20 protein-coding genes, 1 other RNA gene and 1 pseudogene are annotated in these 19,517 nt (G+C 66.1%); 9 read left to right on the top strand and 13 right to left on the bottom strand.

The genetic code is table 11. The features are described from left to right. The first annotated feature begins 112 nt into the window (after positions 1–112). The 3 genes from RMR04_RS30060 (at position 113) to hemA (ending at position 3,431) form a co-directional block, all read left to right on the top strand. The gene (locus tag RMR04_RS30060; protein WP_311912160.1) at positions 113–859 is read left to right on the top strand and encodes an SDR family NAD(P)-dependent oxidoreductase; all 747 of its coding nucleotides are present in this window, start codon (positions 113–115) and stop codon (positions 857–859) included. A 19-nt stretch (positions 860–878) separates the two neighbouring features. Beyond that, positions 879–2,129, top strand: coding sequence for an allantoate amidohydrolase (locus tag RMR04_RS30065; RefSeq protein ID WP_311912161.1), 1,251 nt, complete (start codon positions 879–881; stop codon positions 2,127–2,129). Between the two features lie 90 nt (positions 2,130–2,219). Further along, complete coding sequence (gene hemA / locus RMR04_RS30070; RefSeq protein WP_311912162.1) at positions 2,220–3,431, top strand: 5-aminolevulinate synthase; 1,212 nt, start codon at positions 2,220–2,222, stop codon at positions 3,429–3,431. A gap of 146 nt (positions 3,432–3,577) precedes the next feature. Here hemA and RMR04_RS30075 read toward each other — a convergent pair whose 3' ends face one another. After that, positions 3,578–4,771 carry an O-succinylhomoserine sulfhydrylase gene (locus RMR04_RS30075; RefSeq protein WP_311912163.1) on the bottom strand — a complete coding sequence of 398 codons (1,194 nt, stop codon included), beginning with the start codon at positions 4,769–4,771 and terminating at the stop codon, positions 3,578–3,580. Between the two features lie 216 nt (positions 4,772–4,987). On the opposite strand from RMR04_RS30075, the gene RMR04_RS30080 reads away from it, so the two are divergent. Continuing rightward, positions 4,988–6,133, top strand: coding sequence for an alpha-hydroxy acid oxidase (locus tag RMR04_RS30080; protein ID WP_311912165.1), 1,146 nt, complete (start codon positions 4,988–4,990; stop codon positions 6,131–6,133). Positions 6,134–6,151: 18 nt separating this feature from the next. Here the strand turns inward: RMR04_RS30080 and RMR04_RS30085 are convergent, their stop codons facing one another. The 10 genes and pseudogenes from RMR04_RS30085 to RMR04_RS30130 form a co-directional block, all read right to left on the bottom strand. Next, the gene (locus tag RMR04_RS30085; protein WP_311912166.1) at positions 6,152–6,901 is read right to left on the bottom strand and encodes a pyrimidine 5'-nucleotidase; all 750 of its coding nucleotides are present in this window, start codon (positions 6,899–6,901) and stop codon (positions 6,152–6,154) included. A gap of 179 nt (positions 6,902–7,080) precedes the next feature. Continuing rightward, complete coding sequence (argB, locus tag RMR04_RS30090) at positions 7,081–7,977, bottom strand: acetylglutamate kinase (RefSeq protein WP_069689189.1); 897 nt, start codon at positions 7,975–7,977, stop codon at positions 7,081–7,083. 91 nt (positions 7,978–8,068) lie between these two features. Further along, the gene (locus RMR04_RS30095) at positions 8,069–8,437 is read right to left on the bottom strand and encodes a DUF423 domain-containing protein (protein WP_311912167.1); all 369 of its coding nucleotides are present in this window, start codon (positions 8,435–8,437) and stop codon (positions 8,069–8,071) included. 161 nt (positions 8,438–8,598) lie between these two features. Then, on the bottom strand, positions 8,599–9,264 hold the full coding sequence (yihA, locus tag RMR04_RS30100) for a ribosome biogenesis GTP-binding protein YihA/YsxC (RefSeq protein WP_069689186.1): 666 nt from the start codon (positions 9,262–9,264) through the stop codon (positions 8,599–8,601). Between the two features lie 26 nt (positions 9,265–9,290). Further along, positions 9,291–9,923 (bottom strand): CatB-related O-acetyltransferase, encoded by a 633-nt coding sequence (locus tag RMR04_RS30105; protein WP_311912168.1) that lies wholly within the window; start codon positions 9,921–9,923, stop codon positions 9,291–9,293. 224 nt (positions 9,924–10,147) lie between these two features. Further along, positions 10,148–11,992, bottom strand: a pseudogene (yidC, locus tag RMR04_RS30110) (membrane protein insertase YidC); the annotation flags it as partial. Positions 11,993–12,030: 38 nt separating this feature from the next. Then, positions 12,031–12,459 carry a ribonuclease P protein component gene (rnpA, locus tag RMR04_RS30115; protein ID WP_311912169.1) on the bottom strand — a complete coding sequence of 143 codons (429 nt, stop codon included), beginning with the start codon at positions 12,457–12,459 and terminating at the stop codon, positions 12,031–12,033. A 55-nt stretch (positions 12,460–12,514) separates the two neighbouring features. Continuing rightward, entirely contained in the window at positions 12,515–12,649 is a 135-nt protein-coding gene (gene rpmH, locus RMR04_RS30120) for a 50S ribosomal protein L34 (RefSeq protein ID WP_054142617.1), read from the bottom strand. Between the two features lie 234 nt (positions 12,650–12,883). Further along, the gene (locus tag RMR04_RS30125; protein WP_311912170.1) at positions 12,884–13,093 is read right to left on the bottom strand and encodes a hypothetical protein; all 210 of its coding nucleotides are present in this window, start codon (positions 13,091–13,093) and stop codon (positions 12,884–12,886) included. Further along, on the bottom strand, positions 13,090–13,842 hold the full coding sequence (locus RMR04_RS30130; protein ID WP_311912171.1) for a COG4280 domain-containing protein: 753 nt from the start codon (positions 13,840–13,842) through the stop codon (positions 13,090–13,092). The genes RMR04_RS30125 and RMR04_RS30130 overlap by 4 nt, the downstream gene beginning before the upstream one ends. 121 nt (positions 13,843–13,963) lie before the next feature. Here RMR04_RS30130 and RMR04_RS30135 point away from each other — a divergent pair, with 121 nt between their 5' ends. The 5 genes from RMR04_RS30135 to recR all read left to right on the top strand — a co-directional run bounded on the left by RMR04_RS30135 (position 13,964) and on the right by recR (position 17,815). Beyond that, positions 13,964–14,530 (top strand): Chromate resistance protein ChrB, encoded by a 567-nt coding sequence (locus RMR04_RS30135; protein ID WP_311912172.1) that lies wholly within the window; start codon positions 13,964–13,966, stop codon positions 14,528–14,530. A gap of 93 nt (positions 14,531–14,623) precedes the next feature. Then, positions 14,624–14,720: signal recognition particle sRNA small type (gene ffs, locus RMR04_RS30140), an RNA gene on the top strand. A 153-nt stretch (positions 14,721–14,873) separates the two neighbouring features. Continuing rightward, positions 14,874–16,727 carry a DNA polymerase III subunit gamma/tau gene (locus RMR04_RS30145; RefSeq protein ID WP_311912173.1) on the top strand — a complete coding sequence of 618 codons (1,854 nt, stop codon included), beginning with the start codon at positions 14,874–14,876 and terminating at the stop codon, positions 16,725–16,727. A gap of 52 nt (positions 16,728–16,779) precedes the next feature. Next, positions 16,780–17,100 (top strand): YbaB/EbfC family nucleoid-associated protein, encoded by a 321-nt coding sequence (locus tag RMR04_RS30150; protein ID WP_311912174.1) that lies wholly within the window; start codon positions 16,780–16,782, stop codon positions 17,098–17,100. A 109-nt stretch (positions 17,101–17,209) separates the two neighbouring features. Next, positions 17,210–17,815, top strand: a complete 606-nt coding sequence (recR, locus tag RMR04_RS30155) for a recombination mediator RecR (RefSeq protein WP_311912175.1) — start codon at positions 17,210–17,212, stop codon at positions 17,813–17,815. A gap of 13 nt (positions 17,816–17,828) precedes the next feature. Here recR and RMR04_RS30160 read toward each other — a convergent pair. Both RMR04_RS30160 and RMR04_RS30165 read right to left on the bottom strand, forming a co-directional pair. Continuing rightward, a protein-coding gene (locus RMR04_RS30160; RefSeq protein WP_311912176.1) for an IS5 family transposase occupies positions 17,829–18,580 on the bottom strand; the annotation gives its coding sequence in 2 pieces (ribosomal slippage) (positions 17,829–18,250 and positions 18,250–18,580; 753 coding nt in all). 217 nt (positions 18,581–18,797) lie between these two features. Then, the gene (locus RMR04_RS30165; protein ID WP_311912177.1) at positions 18,798–19,493 is read right to left on the bottom strand and encodes an outer membrane protein; all 696 of its coding nucleotides are present in this window, start codon (positions 19,491–19,493) and stop codon (positions 18,798–18,800) included. Positions 19,494–19,517: the final 24 nt, after the last annotated feature.

The following is a 19,517-nucleotide window of genomic DNA, read 5'->3' on the forward strand; positions in this document are numbered from 1 at the left end:
CTGACATCTGAATCCGTCTCTCAGCCAAGAGCGAGAGCAGGATGCGAAAAACCGGTTCCCACTTTTTCGCATCCTGCTCTAGGTTGCGGCACCACCGAGCCAGGGGCCGAAGATGAACCAAATCGATTTAAGGAACCGCGTCGCCATCGTCACCGGCGGAGCCCAGGGCATCGGCCGCGCCGTCGCCGAGCGTTTCGCCGCCAGCGGTGCCAAGGTCGCGATCTGGGATCTCGACGGCGATCTCGCGCGCAAGGCCGCAGCCGAGATCGGCGGCGAGGCGACGGGCCTCGCCATCGACGTGACGGACGCGGCCGCCGTGAAGGCGGCGAGCGACGCGCTGGACGCCCGGCATGGCAGCGTCGACATCCTCGTCACCAGCGCCGGCATCGCCGGCCCCAACCTCAAGACCTGGGAATACCCGCTGGAGGAATGGGCGCGGGTCATGCGCCTCAATGTCGACGGCACGCTGCATTGCTGCCAGGCGGTGATCCCGGGGATGATCAAGCGCAATTACGGCCGCCTCGTCCTGGTCGCCTCGATCGCCGGCAAGGAAGGCAATCCCAACGCCTCGGCCTATTCCGCCTCAAAAGCGGCGGTGATCGCGCTGACGAAGTCTCTCGGCAAGGAATTGGCGACGCAGGACATCGCGGTGAATTGCATCACCCCGGCCGCAGCCCGCACCCGCATCTTCGACCAGATGAGCGAAGAGCATATCGGCTACATGCTCGCCAAGATCCCGCGCGGGCGCTTCCTGCTGCCCGACGAGGTCGCCGCCATGGTCGCCTTCCTCGCCTCGGCCGAGAACAGCTTCACCACCGGCGGCGTTTTCGATCTTTCAGGCGGCCGGGCGACTTACTAAGCTTGATGACATGACTCAGATGCTTCCCTCCGCCGCCGTGCTCGGCGCGCGCGCCTTTGCTGCGCTTCAAGGCCTCAACCGTTTCACCGACGAGCCGGGCAAGCTGACGCGGCTTTATCTCTCGCCGGCGCACAGGCAGGCGGCCGAGTGGACCAAGGGCGCCATGGAGGTAGCCGGACTGACCGCCTTCATCGACGCCGCCGGCTCCGTGCAGGGTCGGCGCGAAGGCGCGACGCCCGGCCTGCAGGCGGTGATGATCGGCTCGCATATCGACACGGTGAAGGATGGCGGGCGCTTCGACGGCAATCTCGGCGTCGTCGCCGGCATCCTGGCGGCGCAGGCCTTGCGGGATGCAGGCATCGTCCTGCCCTTCGCGCTCGAGGTCGTGGCCTTCGGCGATGAGGAGAATGTCCGCTTCCCCACTCATCTCTCGACCTCCTGCGCGCTCGCCGGCGATCATGATCCGGCCTCGCTCGAGGCGCGCGATTCCGATGGGACGCGGCTCGCCGACGCGCTCGTCGCCTTCGGCGGCGATCCCTCCGCCATCGCCAAGCTGGCTCGCAAGCCCGGCTCGGTGAAGGCCTATCTCGAAGTCCATATCGAGCAGGGCCCGGTGCTCGAGGCCGAGAACGAGGCGGTCGGCATCGTCACCGCGATCAACGCGCAAAGCCGCGCGCGCATCCGCGTCACCGGCGAGGCCGGCCATGCCGGCACGGTGCCGATGAGCCTGCGCAAGGATGCGCTTGCTGCCAGCGCCGAGATGGTGCTGGCGCTTGAGGCGATCGCGGCGGCCCATGACCAGGCGGTCGGCACGGTGGGCGTGCTGCGGCCCGACCCCGGCGCCACCAATGTCGTGCCCGGAGCCGTCGATTTCACGATCGATTTCCGCAGCCCCTCGAACGAGACGCTCGCGCTGGTGGAGGCCGATATCCGCGCCCGCTTCGCCGAGATCGCGGCGCGCCGGGGCGTGACGATGGCGCTGACGCCCTACGCCAAGGCCGAGGCCGTGCCGATGGATGAGGGCCTGCAGGCGGCTTTCGCTGCAGGCATTGCCCGCACGGGCGCGAATCTGAGCGCGCGGCGGTTGCCATCGGGGGCCGGCCATGACGCCATGACGATGGCGAAGCTCTGTCCGGCCGCGATGCTGTTCGTCCGCAACGAGAGGGGCATCAGCCATTCGCCGCTGGAGAATATGACCGAGGCCGATGCCGGTATCGCGATCCGCGTGCTATTGGAGACGCTGCTGGAACTCGCGCGCCGGGAAGCTTGAGGCGCGATCGGGGCATTTCCCCCGCGACACCGCGTGCCATTTCGCGCCTGCGCCGGTTTGCGTAGGAAGTAGGCCGTCAGGAGGCTTCCGATGGACTACGAGAACTTCTTTCGTGCAGAGCTCGACGGGCTCCACAGGGAAGGCCGCTACCGGGTCTTCGCCGATCTCGAACGCCATGCCGGCCATTTTCCGCGCGCGACCTATCACGGCACGCAGGGCCCGCGCGACGTCACCGTCTGGTGCTCGAACGACTATCTCGGCATGGGCCAGCATCCCGATGTGCTCGCCGCGATGCATGGCGCCCTCGATGGCTGCGGCGCCGGCGCCGGCGGCACGCGCAACATCGCCGGCACCAACCATCACCATGTGCTGCTGGAGCGCGAGCTTGCGGATCTACACGGCAAGGAATCAGCCCTACTGTTCAACTCCGGCTATATGTCGAACTGGGCTTCGCTCTCGACGCTCGCGTCCCGCCTGCCCGGCTGCGTCGTGCTGACGGACGCGCTGAACCACGCCTCGATGATCGAGGGTATCCGCCATTCGCGCGCCGAGAAGCACGTCTTCGCCCATAACGATCCCGAGGATCTGCGCCGCAAGCTGAAGACGATCGACCCTGGTCGACCCAAGCTGATCGCCTTCGAGTCGGTCTATTCGATGGATGGCGACATCGCGCCGATCGCGGCGTTCTGCGACATCGCCGACGAGTTCGGCGCCATGACCTATATCGACGAGGTCCATGCGGTCGGGCTCTACGGCCCGCGCGGCGGCGGCGTCAGCGAGCGTGAGGGCTTGAGCCATCGCCTGACCGTGATCGAGGGTACGCTTGCCAAGGGATTCGGCATCATGGGCGGCTATATCGCCGCTTCCACCGCGACCTGCGACTTCATCCGCAGCTTCGCCTCGGGCTTCATCTTCTCGACCTCATTGCCGCCGGCATTGGCTGCCGGTGCGCTGGCCTCGATCCGCCACCTCAAGCAGAGCCAGGCCGAGCGTCAGGGCCAGCAGGACCGCGTTGCCGCCGTCCGCGCCCGGCTCGACATTGCGGGTATCCCGCATCTGCCCAACCCCAGCCATATCGTGCCGGTGATGGTGGGCGACGCCGTGTTGTGCAAACGGATCAGCGACGAATTGCTCGAGCGCTTCGACATCTATGTCCAGCCGATCAACTACCCGACCGTGCCGCGCGGCACGGAGCGCCTGCGCATCACGCCCTCGCCGATGCATTCCGACGCCGATATCGACCATCTCGTCGGCGCGCTGACGGCGATCTGGGGCCAGGTCGGGTTGAAGCGCGCAGCGTGAGGCGTGTCATCCCGCACGCGCCGCAGCACGCAGTGCTGCTGCGCAGATGCGGGATCGTAGGACGTCAGGGCGCCTATTCCTGATGGCGGTCCCGTGTCTGCGCCGCGGCACTTCATGCCGCAGCGCGCACGGGATGACCGCGGTTCTCAGACCGTCGCCAGCGCCTGCTTGATATCCGCGATCAGGTCATCGGGATGCTCGAGCCCGATCGAGAGCCGGATCATTCCGTCGGTCACGCCCATCGACGCCCGCACCTCGGGCGTGAAGCGCTGATGCGTCGTCGTGGCGGGATGGACGATCAGGCTCTTGGCATCGCCGAGATTGTTGGAGATGCGGATCAGCTTCATCGCGTTGAGCAGACGGAAGGCTGCGTCCTTGCCGCTGGCGACCTCAAAGGCGATCAGCGTCGAGGGGCCGCTCATCTGCTTGGCGATGGTCGCAGCCTGGGGATGGTTCTTGTGGCCGGGGAAGATGACCTTGGACAGCTTCTCCTGGCCGGCCAGCCAGTCGGCGATGATGGCCGCGCTCTGCGCCTGCCTCCGCACGCGCAGCGGCAAGGTCTCCAGCGCCTTCAGCATCACCCAGGCGTTGAAGGGTGACATCGCCGGGCCGGTCTGGCGCAGATAGGTCTGGATCTCGGTCTGGATGAGTTCCTCGGAAGCGAGCAGCAGCCCGCCGAGACAGCGTCCCTGGCCGTCGATATGCTTGGTGGCGGAATAGACCACGATGTCCGCGCCCAGCTCCAGCGGCCGCTGGAAGAGCGGCGTCGCGAAGACGTTGTCGACGATGAGCTTGGCGCCGACTTCCCTAGCGATCGCCGCCACCGCCGCGATGTCGATCACCTCCAGCGTCGGATTGGAGGGGCTCTCGAGGAAGAACACCTTGGTGTTGGGCCTGACCGCCTTGCGCCAGGCCTCGATGTCGGGCCCGTTCACCAGCGTCGAGGCGACGCCGTAACGCGGCAGATGCTCCTCGACGACATAGCGGCAGGAGCCAAACAGCGCCTGCGCGGCGACGACATGGTCGCCGGCGCGCACCAGCCCCATCACCGCCGCGGTGACCGCGGCCATGCCCGTCGCGGTGGCGCGGCAGGCCTCGGCGCCCTCGAACGCGGCCATGCGCTGCTCCAGCATGGTCACGGTCGGGTTGGAGAAGCGGGCATATTGGAAGCCCGGATCCTTGTTCAGGAAGCGCGCCTCGCATTGCTCGGCGCTGTCATAGACATGACCCTGCGTCAGGAACAGCGCCTCGGAGGTCTCGCCGAATTGCGAGCGCAAGGTGCCGGCATGGACCAGCCGTGTTTCGGGGTGCAGGCTCGCCCCCTTGTCTTGTCCGGTCATGATCACTGTCCTGTTCGTTATAACGGACGAAAGCGATAACAGATCAAAACTGGTCCGTAAAGACGAACGATCTGCCTCGCTAGAGCCGTTGTCGCAACGATTTTTCTCCAGAGGCATTCACCCGGCCGCCGCAGGCCGCCGGCTGGCCAAGCCTGGAAATCTCGGCCAAGGTCCTAACCTCTCCTCAGCAGACAATCCGACTTCGAGACACAAGCGATGCGCCTGGGCGACTGCCATAATTTCCATGATTTCCGGGCGATGGCGAAGCGGCGGCTGCCGGGGCCGATCTTCGATTATATCGACGGCGCAGCCGATGACGAGGTGACTCATCGCCGAAACAGCGAGAGCTTCGAACGCTGCGATCTGGTTCCCAACGTCCTGCGCGGCGTCGGGCAAGTCGATATGTCGGTCACCGTCATGGGCCAGAAGCTGGCGATGCCGGTCTATTGCTCGCCGACGGCGCTGCAACGCCTGTTCCATCATGAGGGCGAGCGCGCCGTCGCGGCGGCAGCGGCGAAATACGGCACCATGTTCGGCGTGTCCTCCCTGGGGACGACCAGCCTCGAGGAGCTGCGCAAGCGTCACGACACGCCGCAGGTCTACCAGTTCTACTTCCACAGGGATCGCGGCCTGAACCGCGCCATGATGCAGCGCGCCAGGGAGGCCGGCGTCGAGGTGATGATGCTGACCGTCGACAGCATCACCGGCGGCAACCGCGAGCGCGACCTGCGCACCGGCTTCTCGATTCCATTCAAGCTGACGCTTGCCGGCATGCTGCAGTTCGCGCTCAAGCCGGCCTGGGCCCTGAACTATCTGACGCATGAGCGCTTCAAGCTGCCGCAGCTCGACCAGCATGTCGACATGGGCGGGGGCGCCATGTCGATCAGCCGTTATTTCACCGAGATGCTCGACCCGACGATGAGCTGGGACGATGTCGCGGAGATGGTCAAGCTCTGGTCGGGGCAGTTCTGCCTGAAGGGCGTGATGTCGGTCGCCGACGCCAGGAGGGCCGTCGATATCGGCTGTACCGGCATCGTCCTCTCGAACCATGGCGGCCGCCAGCTCGACGGCTCGCGGGCGGCCTTCGACCAGCTCGCCGAGATCGTCGATGCGGTCGGGGACCGGATCGACGTGATCATGGATGGCGGCGTGCAGCGCGGCACGCATGTGCTGAAGGCGCTGTCGCTCGGCGCCAAGGCCGTCGGCCTCGGGCGTTATTATCTCTATCCGCTGGCCGCGGCAGGCCAGCCGGGCGTCGAGCGCGCGCTTGGCGCGATGCGCACCGAAATCGAGCGCGGGATGAAGCTGATGGGCTGCAGCAGCATCGACCAGCTGTCGCGCGAGAACCTGCGCTTCCGGTAGAGCCGGATCGCTCCGACTTCAGGCGCCTTGACCTGCCATGCCGCCCTCTCGCCCCAGCGGCGCCAGGAAGCGGGTCAGATCGTCCGTGACATAGTGCACATGCCCGGCCTCGATCGCGGCCTGCTCCCAGACCTCGCGGAAGGGGTCGGGCGTGCGCGGAATGATCAGCACGGTCTTCATGCCGAGCGCGCTGGGAACGACGAGGTTCTTCTCGATATCCTCGAACATCGCCGCCCGCCCGGGGTCGACCGCATGCTTGGCGAGGAAGTTCTCATAGGTCGCCCGCTCGGGCTTGGGCAGGAAGCCGGCCTGGACGATATCGAAGATGTCCTCGAAATGATGCAGGATGCCGAGCTTGCCGGCGACATTCTCGGCATGGCCGCGCGAGCCGTTGGTCAAGATCAGCTTGCGCCCGGGCAGGGCCGCGATCGCGTCTCCCAGCGCCGGGTCGGGATCGAGCAGGGTCAGGTCGATCTGGTGGGCGAAATCGAGGAAGTCGTCGGGATCGACGTCATGCTCCTCCATCAGCCCCTTCAGCGTCGTGCCGTAGCGCTCGTAATAATAGCGCCGCAGCGCATGCGACGACAGGCCATCGAGGCCGAAGAGTTCGAGCAGGAACAGCGTGATCCGCTCATTGACCTGCGGCCAGACCTTCGCCTCGTGCGAATACAGCGTGTTGTCGAGATCGAAGACCCAGTGATCGACATGGGCGAAGGCCTCCACGGGCAGCGGCGGCACGGAGGCGGGAGGTGAGGCGTGCGTGTTCATGGGGACTCGGAAATGTGGAGCGCCCAGCCTGACATGCAAGTCCTCTGCTAAGGTTTAAGCACGAGGCCGGCTCCACGCCGTCATTGCGAGCGCAGCGAAGCAATCCAGCTGGCTGCGCGCTGCGGCCCTGGATTGCTTCGTCGCCATGCTCCTCGCAATGACGGATGGAGAGGTGCGGATTACCGCCGGATGATCGTGCCCGAGCCGGTATCGGTGAAGAGCTCGATCAGCGCCGCATGCGGCACCTTGCCGTCGAGGATGACGACGGCCTCGACGCCTTTTTCCAGCGCGTAGATGCAGGTCTCGATCTTCGGGATCATGCCGCCCGAGATCGTGCCGTCGGCGATCAACCTGCGGCATTCCTCCACCGTCAGCTCCGGGATGAGCTCCTTGTCCTTGTTCAGGACGCCAGGCACGTCGGTCAAAAGCAGCAGGCGCTTGGCATTGAGCGCACCCGCGATCGCGCCCGCGAAGGTATCGGCGTTGACATTATAGGTCTGTCCGTCGGCCGCCGAGCAGACCGGTGCGAGCACGGGGATGAGTTCGGCCTTCAGCACGGCGTCGAGCACCGTAGTGTCAACCTTGTCGGGCTCGCCGACGAAGCCGAGATCGAGGATTTCCTCGATCTTCGAATCCGGATCGACGATGGTGCGCGTCACCTTGCGGGCGGTGACCATATTGCCGTCCTTGCCGCACAGCCCGATCGCCTTGCCGCCCTCGCGCGAGATGTAGCCGACGATCTCCTTGTTGACCGAACCGGCGAGCACCATCTCGACGATCTCGACCGTCGCCTGGTCGGTGACGCGCAGGCCCTGCTTGAATTCCGACTTGATGCCGAGCTTGGTCAGCATGCGCGCGATCTGCGGCCCGCCGCCATGGCAGACCACGGGCTTCACGCCCGACTGCTCCAGCAGCACGATGTCCTCGGCGAAATCCTCCGCCGTCGCGGCATCGCCCATGGCGTTTCCGCCATATTTGATCACCACGACCTCTTGGTCGTAGCGCTGCATATGCGGCAGTGCGACGACCAGGAGGTCGGCTGATTGCGACGGCGTCAGAAGGGCGGGGTTGATCATCGAGCAGGCTCCGCGAGCGCGCGCAAGACAGCCGCGCCGGTGCGCCTTCTAGAGCATCATGCCGAAAAGTGGAAACCGGTTTTCGGCGATCTCAGTTGCGTGGCGCAAGCGCTGCGGCCACAGCCAGCCCGAGCCAGCCACCGAGCATGAACCAGCCGCCGATCGGTGCGGCGCGCGGGAACAGGCCCTCGTTGAAAAAGCCCCGCCGCGTCAGGTCGGCAGCGAACAGGGCCGCACCCAGGATCAGCGCCGAGATCGCCAGCCGCGCCACGAAATCGGTCAGGAAACCGGCCTTGCGAGCTGCGGTCGCGCCGATCACGGCAGGGGCGTGGAAGAGCAGGATCTGCCCGGCAGTCTGGACATTGACCGTCCCGGTAATATGCGCGGCGGCCGCCAGCAAGGCGACGCCGGCAAACCCCATCAGGGCGGCGAGGGTGAGATGAATCTTCGCGGCGGTCATGGTGATTCTCCAACTGCCCTCGCAACAACCGCGTCGTCATCCTGGGCGCCCGGAGGGCGTCCCGGGATCCATCATAGGGCTATGCGGCGCCCCATGATGGATCCCGGAGCTGCGCCGCTTCGCGGCTTGTCCAGGATGACGGCTGAGTATGTGATGAACCTCTATTCCCGCTCCGCCAGCACGCGGCCCACGGCAGCACGCAATTCGGGGATGCCGAGACCGCTCTCGCTGGAGGTCAGCAGCACCTCGGGGAAGGCGGCCGGGCGGCGCTTGATCTCGTCATAGGTCGCCTCGATCATGAACTGCTGATCGGCCTTCTTGAGCGCGTCGCCCTTGGTCAGCACGACCTGGTAGGAGACGGCGGCCTTGTCGAGCGTCTCCAGCACCGCGCCGTCGACATCCTTGATGCCGTGCCGGGCGTCGATCAGCACATAGACGCGCATCAGGTTGGAGCGCCCGCGCAGATATTCATGGATCAGATTGGTCCAGGCCGCGACCTTGGCCCGGCCGACGGCGGCATAGCCATAGCCCGGCATGTCGACGATGGTCAGGCGCTCATCGGCGCCGACCTGGCGGAAGAAATTGAGCTGCTGGGTGCGCCCGGGCGTATGCGAGGTCCGCGCCAGCGCGTTGCGGCGGGTGACCGCGTTGATCAGGCTCGACTTGCCGACATTGGAGCGCCCGGCGAAGGCGATCTCCTGGCCAACCATCGGCGGCAGGTCGTCGACATGGGTCGAGGCCCAGACGAAGTCCCAGGGGCCTTCGAACAGCTTGCGCGCGCTTTCGATCTCGTCGTCGCCATAAGGCGTGGTCAGGCTCGTCGTCATCGTGCTTGTCTACTCATCGTCCTTGCCTACACGGCCGCGCGCAGCGCGTCGATGTCAGCCGAGGCGATGACGCCGATATTGCGCGCGATTCTCTCAGGCTCCCAGTCCCACCAGCGGATGGAAAGCAATTCGGCCACGATCTCGGGCGCAAAGCGCATCTTCACGACGCGTCCGGGATTGCCGACCACGACGGCATAGGGCGGCACGTCGCGCGCGACCTGCGCCCGCGTGCCGATGATGGCGCCGTCGCCGACCGTGACGCCGGGCATGATCACGGCCTCGCGGCCGATCCAGACATCGTTGCCGATACGCGTGTCGCCGCGAAAGCCGGTGTTTTCACGGGTATAGTCGGGCGCGTTCTCGAAGCCGAACATGCCGAAGGGAAAGGTCGAGAAGCCGCCCATCGGATGGTTGGCGCCGTTCATGATGAATTGCGCGGCTTGCGCGATGGCGACGAATTTGCCGATGATCAAGCGGTCGCCGATGAAGTCGAAATGATAGCGCACGCAGCGCGCAACGAAATGCTCGGGCCCGCGCGAGTCGTCGTAATAGCTGTAGTCGCCGACCTCGATCAGCGGATTGTCGACGATCGCCTTGAGGAAGGCCGTGCCCTTCCAGCCGGGAATGGGGTGGCGGGTCAGGGGATCGGGGAGGGTCATCACGGCCTCCTCGCCATCCCGTCGACCGCTGGTCGACCGGGATGACGGTATCTGGAGCGGCGGCTGGAGTGGTCGCCGCCTTACTTCTCGTTGCTGTTTGCCGGCTTCTCCGGCTCAGGCGTGGCGGCAGCGGGCTCCGACTTCTTGTTGTTGGCCGTCTTCGCCACGGCAGCCTTTGTCGATGCTTTGGAGCCGATGAGCTTGGTCGAGCCGGCCGCAGGCGGCGGTGCAGCTGGCGGTGTCGCCGGCTTCTTGCCGAACAGGCCCTTGATGTTGTCGAACAGCTCGATCTTGGCGCCGTTCTTTTTCATAATGTAGCCCTGCTGGCTCACCGAGAGCAGGTTGTTCCAGCTCCAGTAGATCACCAGGCCGGCCGGGAACGAGCCGAGCAGGAAGGTGAAGAACACCGGCATCCAGGTGAACATCATCTTCTGCACCGGGTCCGGCGGCTCCGGGTTCATCTTCATCTGGATGAACATCGTGATGCCCATGAAGATCGGCCAGGCGCCGATATGCAGGAAGGCCGGCGAGGCGAAGGGCAGGAGCCCGAACAGGTTGACGATCGAGGTCGGATCCGGCGCGGCCAGATCCTTGATCCAGCCGAAGAACGGCGCATGCCGCATCTCGATGGTGATGAACAGGATCTTGTAGAGCGCGAAGAACACCGGGATCTGCAGCAGCACCGGCCAGCAGCCGGCGATCGGGTTGATCTTCTGCGTCTTGTACAGCTCCATCAGCGCCTGCTGCTGCTTCATCTTGTCGTCCGCATAGCGCTCGCGGATCGCGACCATCTCCGGCTGCACGGCCTTCATCTTCGCCATCGAGGCGTAGGATTTGCTCGCGAGCGGGAAGAACAGGCCCTTCAGCAGCAGCGTGACGCCCAGGATCGCGATGCCGAAATTGCCGACATGCTTGTAGATCCAGTCCATCACGAAAAACATCGGCTTGGTGATGAAGTAGAACCAGCCCCAGTCGATCAGCAGTTCGAAGCGCTTGATGCCGAGGTTCTTCTCGTAGCCGTCGATCGCGGCGACTTCCTTGGCGCCGGCGAAGAGATGCGCCTGGCTCGCCGCGCTCGCGCCGGGCGCGACGGTGATGGCCTCGCCGAGAAAATCGGCCTGATAGGTGCGTTGCGACCCGGTCTGGACCGAGGAATAGCGACCTTCATATTTACGCGCCTGGTCGGGGGCGACTGCCGCGGCCCAGTACTTGTCGGTGATGCCGACGAAGCCGCCGACGGCGTCCTTCCAGACCTTGCCGTTGGCGCCGGGCGAGAGCAGCGGCTCCTTGTCGATCTTGTCGTAGGTGTATTCCTGCAGGCCCTGCTCGCCGAGATTACCGATCAGGCCCTCATGCAGGACGTAATAGCCCAGCGTCGCCGGCTTGCCCTGGCGCACGACCTGGCCATAGGGGAAGAGCGAGACGGGCGCGCCGCCCTTGTTCTCGACCTGATTGTTGATCGTGAACATGGCGTTGTCGTCGATGGTGATAACGCGCTTGAACAGCAGGCCCTGGCCATTGTCCCAAGACAGCGTCAGCGGCGTGCCGGAACGCAGCACCGACCCATCGGCGCTCCAGAGGGTCGAGGCGTTGGGCAGCGGCACGGCGGCGCCGGGCGCGGCCACCCAGCCGAAATCGGAATAATAGGCGTTGGGCCCGCCGAGCGGCGAGAGCAGGATGATGTTGGCGCTGTTGGGATCGACCGTCTCGCGATAGGCCTTGAGCGAGACGTCGTCGATGCGCGCGCCGGTGAGGGCGATCGAGCCGGCGATCTTGGCCGTCTCGATGCGGACGCGTGGGCTGCGGGCGAGCGCCTGCTCGCGGGTCTCGGAGGCCAGTGTCGCGGGGACGGCGCCCGGAGCGGCTGTGCCGGCAGGCTGGCCGGGCACGGTCGAGGGGGCAGGCGTCGTGGCGGGCGAGCCGGCGGGCGCGGATTGCGCCTGCTGGTTCTGCTGCGCGATCTGCTTCTGCTTCTCCATCTGCGGCACGCCGTAGAAGAACTGCCAGCCGAGCAGCACGACCACGGAGAGCGCGATCGCCAGAAGCAGGTTGCGGTTGTCTTCTTTCATCATGATCGGAAACAAATCTCGCTGACGCCCGACGGGGCTTAAGGTTTGGCCGGCGCGCTGCCGCTATCGGGCGCGCGTTGCTTGTCTTGCGGGGGCTTGCGGCCGGATCTGGCCGCATAGGGCTTGGCCGGCCGGGCGCGGTCGAGCGCGATCGAGAGATCGGCGACCAGGGCCTCGAAGCCGGCGCTCAGCGTTTCAGTGCGCGCGATGATCACGACATCGCAGGCCCGCCCGGCCTGGGCGCCGAGCGCGAGCGCCGCTGCGGCGCGCAGGCGGCGGCGGATGCGGTTGCGCTTGACGGCATTGCCGACCTTGCGCGAGGCGGTCAGCCCAAGGCGCAGGCCGTCGCGGCCCGCCTCCTCGGCGGCGTCGCGCACCTGCACCGTGAGGACCGACGAACGAAAACGGCGGCCGTGTTCGGCCGCCGCCAGGAATTGCTTGCGTTGGGTCAGACGGGCGAGGCGCATGGCGATTGGCCAGTCTTCCAGACAAGAAGGCGCGCGAGGCTCACGCGCCGGCAGCTCAGGCCGAAAGCTTCTTGCGGCCGTGGGCGCGGCGGGCTGCGATGACCTTGCGGCCGCCGACAGTCGCCATGCGAGCGCGGTAGCCGTGGCGGCGCTTGCGAACCAGCTTGCTGGGTTGATAAGTTCTCTTCACGATCCGTCTCCGGGGCCTTGTCAGCCCGGCGGTCGCGGCTTCCCTCGGGAAGCGTGACCATGCGAGCTTGTCATGCAAAAGGTTCTGCGCCGCCTACAAGGCTGCGCAAGTGGCGGGCTTATGGCGGATGGCTCCGCCCAAGTCAATGCTGAATGCCCGGCCGAATGCCCGGTTTGGGCGCGCCGGCCTGCGACCCTTCGTCCTTGGCGATGGGCTGGGCGATGGGCTGGGCGATCATTTCCTCGCAGCGCCTTGCCTGACGCTGGCCGCGAGGACGCCAAGGCAGCCGAGCGTCAACAGGGCTTCCACCAGCAGGGGCTGGCCGGGGAGGCCGAAGGCGGCGAGCGCGCAAAGGCCGACGACGGCAAGGATGGACAAGGCGAGGCGCTCGTCATCGACGAACAGACCGGTGATCTCGCGCGCGATCAGGCGAAGGGCGTTCATCGGGCGATCTCCGGGGCGGTCTGGCGGATCAGGGCGGCAAGGCCTAGGCCGACGCCAAGGAAGATGGCGGCAAGGCCCAGGATGGCGAGATCGTGCCCAGGCCAGGCCGCGCCGAGCCCCTCGCCCGTCCAGTAGACGCCGAAGGCGGAGAGCATCACGCCGACGCCGAATTTGAGCGTGTTCTCGGGCACGCGCGCCAGCGGCTTGTGAACGATGGCGCCGAGGATGAGCACGAGCAGGCAGGCGGCAAGCGCCCCCAGGCTCGCCGGCCAGATCAAGTCGCGCCCGGCCCCGACGGCGATGACCACGAACACGACCTCGATGCCCTCGAGCATCACGGCCTTGAAGGCGGTGAGGCCGGCCATCCAGTCGAGATGCCTGGCCTCGCGCTCGCGCGCTCTCGCGGCGTTGAGCGCATTCGTCTCCTTCGCAAAGGCTGCGAGCTCGTCATGCAGCGGGATGAAGCCGGCGGAACGCAGGATCGCCTTGCGCAGCCAGCGCAATCCGAACAGCAGCAGCAGGACGCCGATGAAGAGCTGCAACGCTTGCAGCGGAATACTGCCGAGCACGGGACCGAGGACCAGCACCAGCAGCGCGAGCGCGGCGAGCGCGCATGCGGTTCCGGTCAGGGCCGGCTTCCAGCCGCGCACGGTTCCCACCGCAAGCACGATGGTGAAGGCCTCGACCACCTCGACGAGCGAGGCGAGGAAGGCGGCGGATATGGCGGGGGCAGCTGTCGTCCAGGTCATCGGCTGGGGCTCGCTTGCAGGGGCGGCTGGCCGAAGGGAAGGAAGCCTGTCACAATGGCTCTCGCCCAGCGGTCGGTTTGATCGCTTGTAAATGTAACGGCCGTAACATTCAAGAGGTTCCATGGCGTCGCTGGAGTGGCTTTTGCTGACCTATAAGATCCCGGCCGAGCCGGCCCGCAAGCGCGTCTCGGTCTGGCGCAAGCTCAAGGGCATGGGTGCGGTCTATCTGCAGGGCGGCGTCTGCCTGCTGCCGAAGACGGACGACCATCTGCGGCGTCTGAAGGTGGTCGAGAACGAGATCGCCGAGGCCGAGGGCGAGGCGCTGCTGCTGGCGACGGTCGGACTCGACCAGAAGCAGGAGGAGAAGATCATCGGGCGCTTCAATGCCGACCGCGACGACGAGTACAAGGAGTTCGTCGAGAAATGCGTGGCCTTCGAGGCCGAGATCGCGGAGGAGACCCGCGTCTCGCATTTCACCTTCGCCGAGCTCGAGGAGAACGAGCAGGAACTGATGAAGTTCAAGAACTGGATCGAGAAGATCCGCAAGCTCGATTTCTACAAGGCCCCGCGCGCCGATGAGGCGGCTGAGCGCCTCGCCCGCTCCGAGGCCATCCTCGACGCCTACGCCCATAACGTCTTCGCGGCGCAGGAAGAGAACCGGCCCTCCGAGCCGCCCAGGTCGGCTTGAACCGGGGAGTCCGCTTGAACCGGGAACAACGACAGGCAGGCTTGCACACAGGGCAGGCTTGCGCTCGGGCGCGACATCCCCGATATAGCGCCCGGGAGGTTGGCGAGGGACGTCTCACTCGCCAACCGGGTCAGGTCCGGAAGGAAGCAGCCCTAACGAGACCGAACGGGTCTTCGTCCAGCCTCCCACCTCATGCGTATGATCGGCATGCGGCCTGGCGGCGCGATTGCGCCATCTGCGACGCCCTTCAGGCCATTCGCGACAAGACCAGGCCTTGACCGTCACCAGGCCTTGACCGTCACTAAGCGTTGACCGTCGCCTCGCGATTGGCGAAAGCAGTCTGATGACCGACGAGACCGACGCCGCCTCCACAGACGAACCCGGCTTTGCCGGCTTCGAACCGGCGCCCGCCGCGGCTGCGCCGACGCCGTACCGCGTGCTGGCCCGCAAATACCGCCCCGCCCATTTCGGCGACCTGATCGGCCAGGACGCGATGGTGCGCACGCTCACCAACGCCTTCAGCGCCGGCCGCATTCCCCAGGCCTGGATGCTGACCGGCGTGCGCGGCGTCGGCAAGACCACGACCGCCCGCATCCTGGCGCGCGCGTTGAACTATCAGACCGAGGATGGCGGCGGCGCGCCCACGACCGACCTCGCCCGTTTCGGTATCCACTGCAAGGACATCATCGAGGGCCGGCATATCGACGTGATGGAGATCGACGCCGCCTCCAATAACGGCGTCGACAATGTCCGCCAGATCAACGACGCGGTGCGCTACGCGCCGGTCTCGGCCCGCTACAAGGTCTATATCATCGACGAGGTGCACATGCTCTCGGCCGGTGCCTTCAACGCCTTCCTGAAGACGCTGGAGGAGCCGCCGCCGCATGCGCGCTTCATCTTCGCGACGACCGAGATCCGCAAGGTTCCGGTGACCGTGCTGTCGCGCTGCCAGCGCTTCGACCTGCGCCGCGTCGACGCGAGCCTGCTGGTGTCGCATCTCTCGGGCATCTGCAAGGCCGAGAGCGTCGAGGCCGAGGACGAGGCGCTGGCGGCCATTGCGCGCGCGGCCGAGGGCTCGGTGCGCGATTCGCTCTCGATTCTCGATCAGGCCATCGCCCATGCGGCGGGCACGATCATGCTCGACGATGTCCGCTCCATGCTCGGCCTCGCCGACCGGGCTCGCATCATCGACCTGTTCGAGGTGGTGATGAAGGGCGACATCGCCGCCGCGCTCGGCGAACTTCGGGCGCAATATGACGCTGGCGCCGATCCGGTCGTGGTGCTGACCGATCTCGCCGAATTCACCCATCTGGTGACGCGCCTCAAGCTCGTGCCCGAGGCGCTGAAGGACAACACGCTGAACCAGGCCGAGCGCCTGCGCGGCGGCGATTTCGCCCAGCGCCTGTCGATCCGCGTGCTGGCACGGACCTGGCAATTGCTGCTCAAGGGCATCACCGAGGTAAAGCAGGCCGACAGGCCGGTCATGGCGGCCGAGATGGTGCTGGTGCGCCTCGCCCATGCCGCCGATCTGCCGACGCCCGACGAGGCCCTGAAGATGCTGCGCGACGGCTCCGGAGCCATGTCCGGCGGCAATGGCGCGCCCTCCTCCGCGCCGCGCCCGCCCTCGGGCGGCGGCAATACGGCGCTGGCCGCGCGGCCGGTGCTCGCCAGCGCCAACCCGATGCCGGCTCCCATGGCTGCCCCGCGCGCCATGGCCCAGCCGCTCGTGCAGGTGGCTTCGCTGGAGGATGTCGTCGCGCTTGCCTCGCAGCATCGCGACATCACGCTCAAGATCGCGCTCGAGCGCGATGTCCGCCCGGTGCGCTTCGAGCCCGGCCGGATCGAGTTCTCCGTGACCTCGGGCGCATCGCGCACGCTTGCCACCGACCTCTCGCGCAAGCTGAAGGAATGGACCGGCCAGACCTGGATGGTGGCGGTCGTCACCGCCGAGGGCGGCGCGACCCTGCGCGAGCAGGCCGAGTCCGAGAAGGACCGGCGCGAGAGCGACGCGGCCTCGCATCCGGCGGTCAGGGCGGTGCTCGAGCGCTTTCCGGGCGCGCGCATCGTCGATGTCCGCGATCCGCGCGCCGCGGCCTCAGAGGCGCCTGCCGCGGCGTCCTCCGAGGATGATTATCTGCCCGAGGCCGAGCCGCTCTTCGACGATAGCGAGCCGGATTTCGACGGCATCGATTTCTGATTTTCCGATATCCGGTTTCCAAAAGCAGTCAGGGACTACGGGAGAAGCGACCATGCGCGATATGATGGGCCTGATGAAGCAGGCGCAGGAAATGCAGCAGAAGATGGCCAATGTTCAGGCCGAGCTCGACACCATCGAAGTCGAGGGTGCCGCCGGCGGCGGCATGGTCAGCGTCACCATGACGGCCAAGGGCGCGGTCAAGGCTGTGAAGATCGACCCGGCTTTGATGCTCGCCGATGAGCGCGAGATCCTGGAAGACCTGATCGTCGCCGCCTGCAGCGATGCGCGCGGCCGCTCCGAGCGGGTCATGCAGGAGCGCATGGCCGAGATCACCAAGGGCCTGCCGATCCCGCCCGGCATGAAGCTGTTTTGAGGCTCCGCCGTCATGCTCGGGCTTGACCCGAGCATCTTGTGCAGGAATGCCTCTGGATGAAGAGTTGGTCGGCTCAGGGCCGACCATGACGCGAGCCTCAAGGCCCCACATGTCCCGCGCCATCGCCGGCCCCGAGATCGAACGCCTGATCCAGCTCCTGGCCAAATTGCCGGGGCTCGGGCCGCGTTCGGCCCGGCGCGCTGCGCTGCACCTCGTCAAGAAGCGCGAGCAATTGCTCGGCCCGCTCTCGGAAGCCATGGCGGTTGCCCGCGAGCGTATCGTCGTCTGCTCGAACTGCGGCAATATCGATACGAGCGACCCCTGCTCGCTCTGCCGCGATACGCGCCGCGACGACGGGCAGATCGTGGTGGTCGCCGACATCGCCGATCTCTGGGCGCTGGAGCGCTCGGGCGCGGTCCAGGGGCGTTATCACGTGCTGGGCGGGATTCTGTCGGCGCTGGACGGCGTCAGGCCCGAGCATCTGACGCTCGAGGCGTTGGTGGCGCGCGCCTCCGATCCCGCGGTCAAGGAAATCATCCTGGCGCTCAACGCCACGGTCGACGGCCAGACCACGGCGCATTTCGTCACCGACCTTCTGGCGCATCTGCCGGTCAAGGTGACCAAGCTCGCCCATGGCGTGCCGGTCGGCGGCGAGCTCGACTATCTCGACGACGGCACACTCGCCGCCGCGATTAGGCAGCGTACGGGTTTCTAGGGCTTGTGGGGATTCATCGAGAATTGATGACGGCAGCAGAGAGGTAGATCATTGCTGAGAAGCTTTGGTCGGTTTTGTCGGCGCGCATGGCGACGCGCTTGAACTCCTTGAGCTTGCAAAAGAAGTTTTCGATGAGATGGCGCCATTTGTAGAGTTCGCGGTCGAGCGGCAGCGGCTTGGTGCGGCGCGGGTGCTGCGAGATGACAACCTTGGCGCCGCGCTTATTGAGATCGGCGACGATGACGTTGCTGTCGAACGCCTTGTCGGCGATCAGGCCGCCAAAATCGATACCCTCGATCAGTGGCTCGACGCCCACCGTATCGAAGCGATGGCCAGGCAGGAGTTGGAAGCGCACAAGGTTGCCGAGCGCATCGGTGAGCGCGAGGATCTTGGTGGTCATGCCGCCTTTGGAGCGGCCGATGGCCTGGCTTTGAGTCCCCCTTTTGCGCCCTGTCCGTGGCGGTGGACCTTCACGATCGTGGCGTCGACCATGGCATATTCCATATCGGGCTCTTCCGAGCAGGCGTCGAAGAGGCGTTTGAAGACATCGGCGGCGCGCCAGTCGCGGAACCGTCGAAACGCCGTGCTCCAATTCCCAAAATGGGCCGGCAGATCACGCCACGGACTGCCCGTGCGCGCGATCCACAGCACCGCCTCGACGAAACGCCGGTTATCACCTCCGCTACGCCCAGGATCAGTCGGCTTACCCAGGCAATGCGGTTCCATCTTCGCCCATTGGGCGTCCGTCAAAACAGAGCGATCCATCCAAAGCTTGAATCACATGCAAACCGTCTTGTGAATCCCCACGAGCCCTAGAGCGCTTCTGGCCCGTTTCCATCGTCATTGCGAGCGAAGCGAAGCAATCCAGGAGTGCGCCTGAAGCTGGATTGCTTCGCCGAGCCTGTACTTGGGCTTGCCGAAGGCAAGACCCGGGTGCTCGCAATGACGGGGACTGGCGCGCAGAACCGCCGCCAGCATCCGCTCAGAATTTGTAGGCGAGGCTCGCCCGCACGGTATGCGTCTTCGCCTCCTGCTCGCCGGCGAGGCCCAGCGCGGTGTTCCGGGCAGTGGGGTCGAACTTGCCGTAATCGGTGTAGCGGTATTCCGCTCCCAGGATCAGATTGTTGGTCAAGGCGTAGTTGACGCCGCCGCCGAGCGTCCAGCCGGCCCTGGAAACCTGCGTGCTCCCACCGAGGCCGGAGGCGGGATCGTAGGATCTGAGATTGAATTCGGTGAAGGCCGCGCCGCCCGTGCCGTAGATCATCACGGTGTCGAAGGCATAGCCGATGCGGCCGCGCAGCGAGGCCTGCCAGTCGCGCTGGCTGCGTCCGAGGCTGAAGCTGCCACGCTCCTGCAAGGCTTCGAGATCGCCTTCGAGGCCAAGCACGATCGAGTCGAACTGGACATTCAGGCCGGCCTGCCCGCCGCCGAGTGCGCTTCCGGGCGTGCTGCGGAAGGCGCCGGCATAGCCCAGCCCAGTGGCGGAGAGCTGCCTGATCCTATCCGAACCCCAGGAGTAACCGCCTTGCGCGCCGAGATAGAAGCCGGTCCAGGAGTAGAAGCTCGGCAAGGCCGGCGCGGGCGGCAATTGCTTGCCCGAGGATAGATCGGCGGCCATGGCGCCACCGCCAGTCAGGACCAGCAGGGCGGCCAGCGCGGTTCTCAGCGGCGTTCTCATCACGATCTCAACTCTCAAACGACA

Origin of the sequence: Bosea sp. 685, assembly GCF_031884435.1 — a bacterium.
In the GTDB taxonomy this organism is placed as follows: Bacteria; Pseudomonadota; Alphaproteobacteria; order Rhizobiales; family Beijerinckiaceae; genus Allobosea.

Bases quoted from the DNA above. Each gene is read 5' to 3' on its own strand.
- RMR04_RS30060 (WP_311912160.1), top strand. From the start codon at position 113: ATGAACCAAATCGATTTAAGGAACCGCGTCGCCATCGTCACCGGCGGA.
- RMR04_RS30065 (WP_311912161.1), top strand. From the start codon at position 879: ATGCTTCCCTCCGCCGCCGTGCTCGGCGCGCGCGCCTTTGCTGCGCTT.
- hemA (WP_311912162.1), top strand. From the start codon at position 2,220: ATGGACTACGAGAACTTCTTTCGTGCAGAGCTCGACGGGCTCCACAGG.
- RMR04_RS30075 (WP_311912163.1), bottom strand. From the start codon at position 4,771: ATGACCGGACAAGACAAGGGGGCGAGCCTGCACCCCGAAACACGGCTG.
- RMR04_RS30080 (WP_311912165.1), top strand. From the start codon at position 4,988: ATGCGCCTGGGCGACTGCCATAATTTCCATGATTTCCGGGCGATGGCG.
- RMR04_RS30085 (WP_311912166.1), bottom strand. From the start codon at position 6,901: ATGAACACGCACGCCTCACCTCCCGCCTCCGTGCCGCCGCTGCCCGTG.
- argB (WP_069689189.1), bottom strand. From the start codon at position 7,977: ATGATCAACCCCGCCCTTCTGACGCCGTCGCAATCAGCCGACCTCCTG.
- RMR04_RS30095 (WP_311912167.1), bottom strand. From the start codon at position 8,437: ATGACCGCCGCGAAGATTCATCTCACCCTCGCCGCCCTGATGGGGTTT.
- yihA (WP_069689186.1), bottom strand. From the start codon at position 9,264: ATGACGACGAGCCTGACCACGCCTTATGGCGACGACGAGATCGAAAGC.
- RMR04_RS30105 (WP_311912168.1), bottom strand. From the start codon at position 9,923: ATGACCCTCCCCGATCCCCTGACCCGCCACCCCATTCCCGGCTGGAAG.
- rnpA (WP_311912169.1), bottom strand. From the start codon at position 12,459: ATGCGCCTCGCCCGTCTGACCCAACGCAAGCAATTCCTGGCGGCGGCC.
- RMR04_RS30125 (WP_311912170.1), bottom strand. From the start codon at position 13,093: ATGAACGCCCTTCGCCTGATCGCGCGCGAGATCACCGGTCTGTTCGTC.
- RMR04_RS30130 (WP_311912171.1), bottom strand. From the start codon at position 13,842: ATGACCTGGACGACAGCTGCCCCCGCCATATCCGCCGCCTTCCTCGCC.
- RMR04_RS30135 (WP_311912172.1), top strand. From the start codon at position 13,964: ATGGCGTCGCTGGAGTGGCTTTTGCTGACCTATAAGATCCCGGCCGAG.
- RMR04_RS30145 (WP_311912173.1), top strand. From the start codon at position 14,874: ATGACCGACGAGACCGACGCCGCCTCCACAGACGAACCCGGCTTTGCC.
- RMR04_RS30150 (WP_311912174.1), top strand. From the start codon at position 16,780: ATGCGCGATATGATGGGCCTGATGAAGCAGGCGCAGGAAATGCAGCAG.
- recR (WP_311912175.1), top strand. From the start codon at position 17,210: ATGTCCCGCGCCATCGCCGGCCCCGAGATCGAACGCCTGATCCAGCTC.
- RMR04_RS30165 (WP_311912177.1), bottom strand. From the start codon at position 19,493: ATGAGAACGCCGCTGAGAACCGCGCTGGCCGCCCTGCTGGTCCTGACT.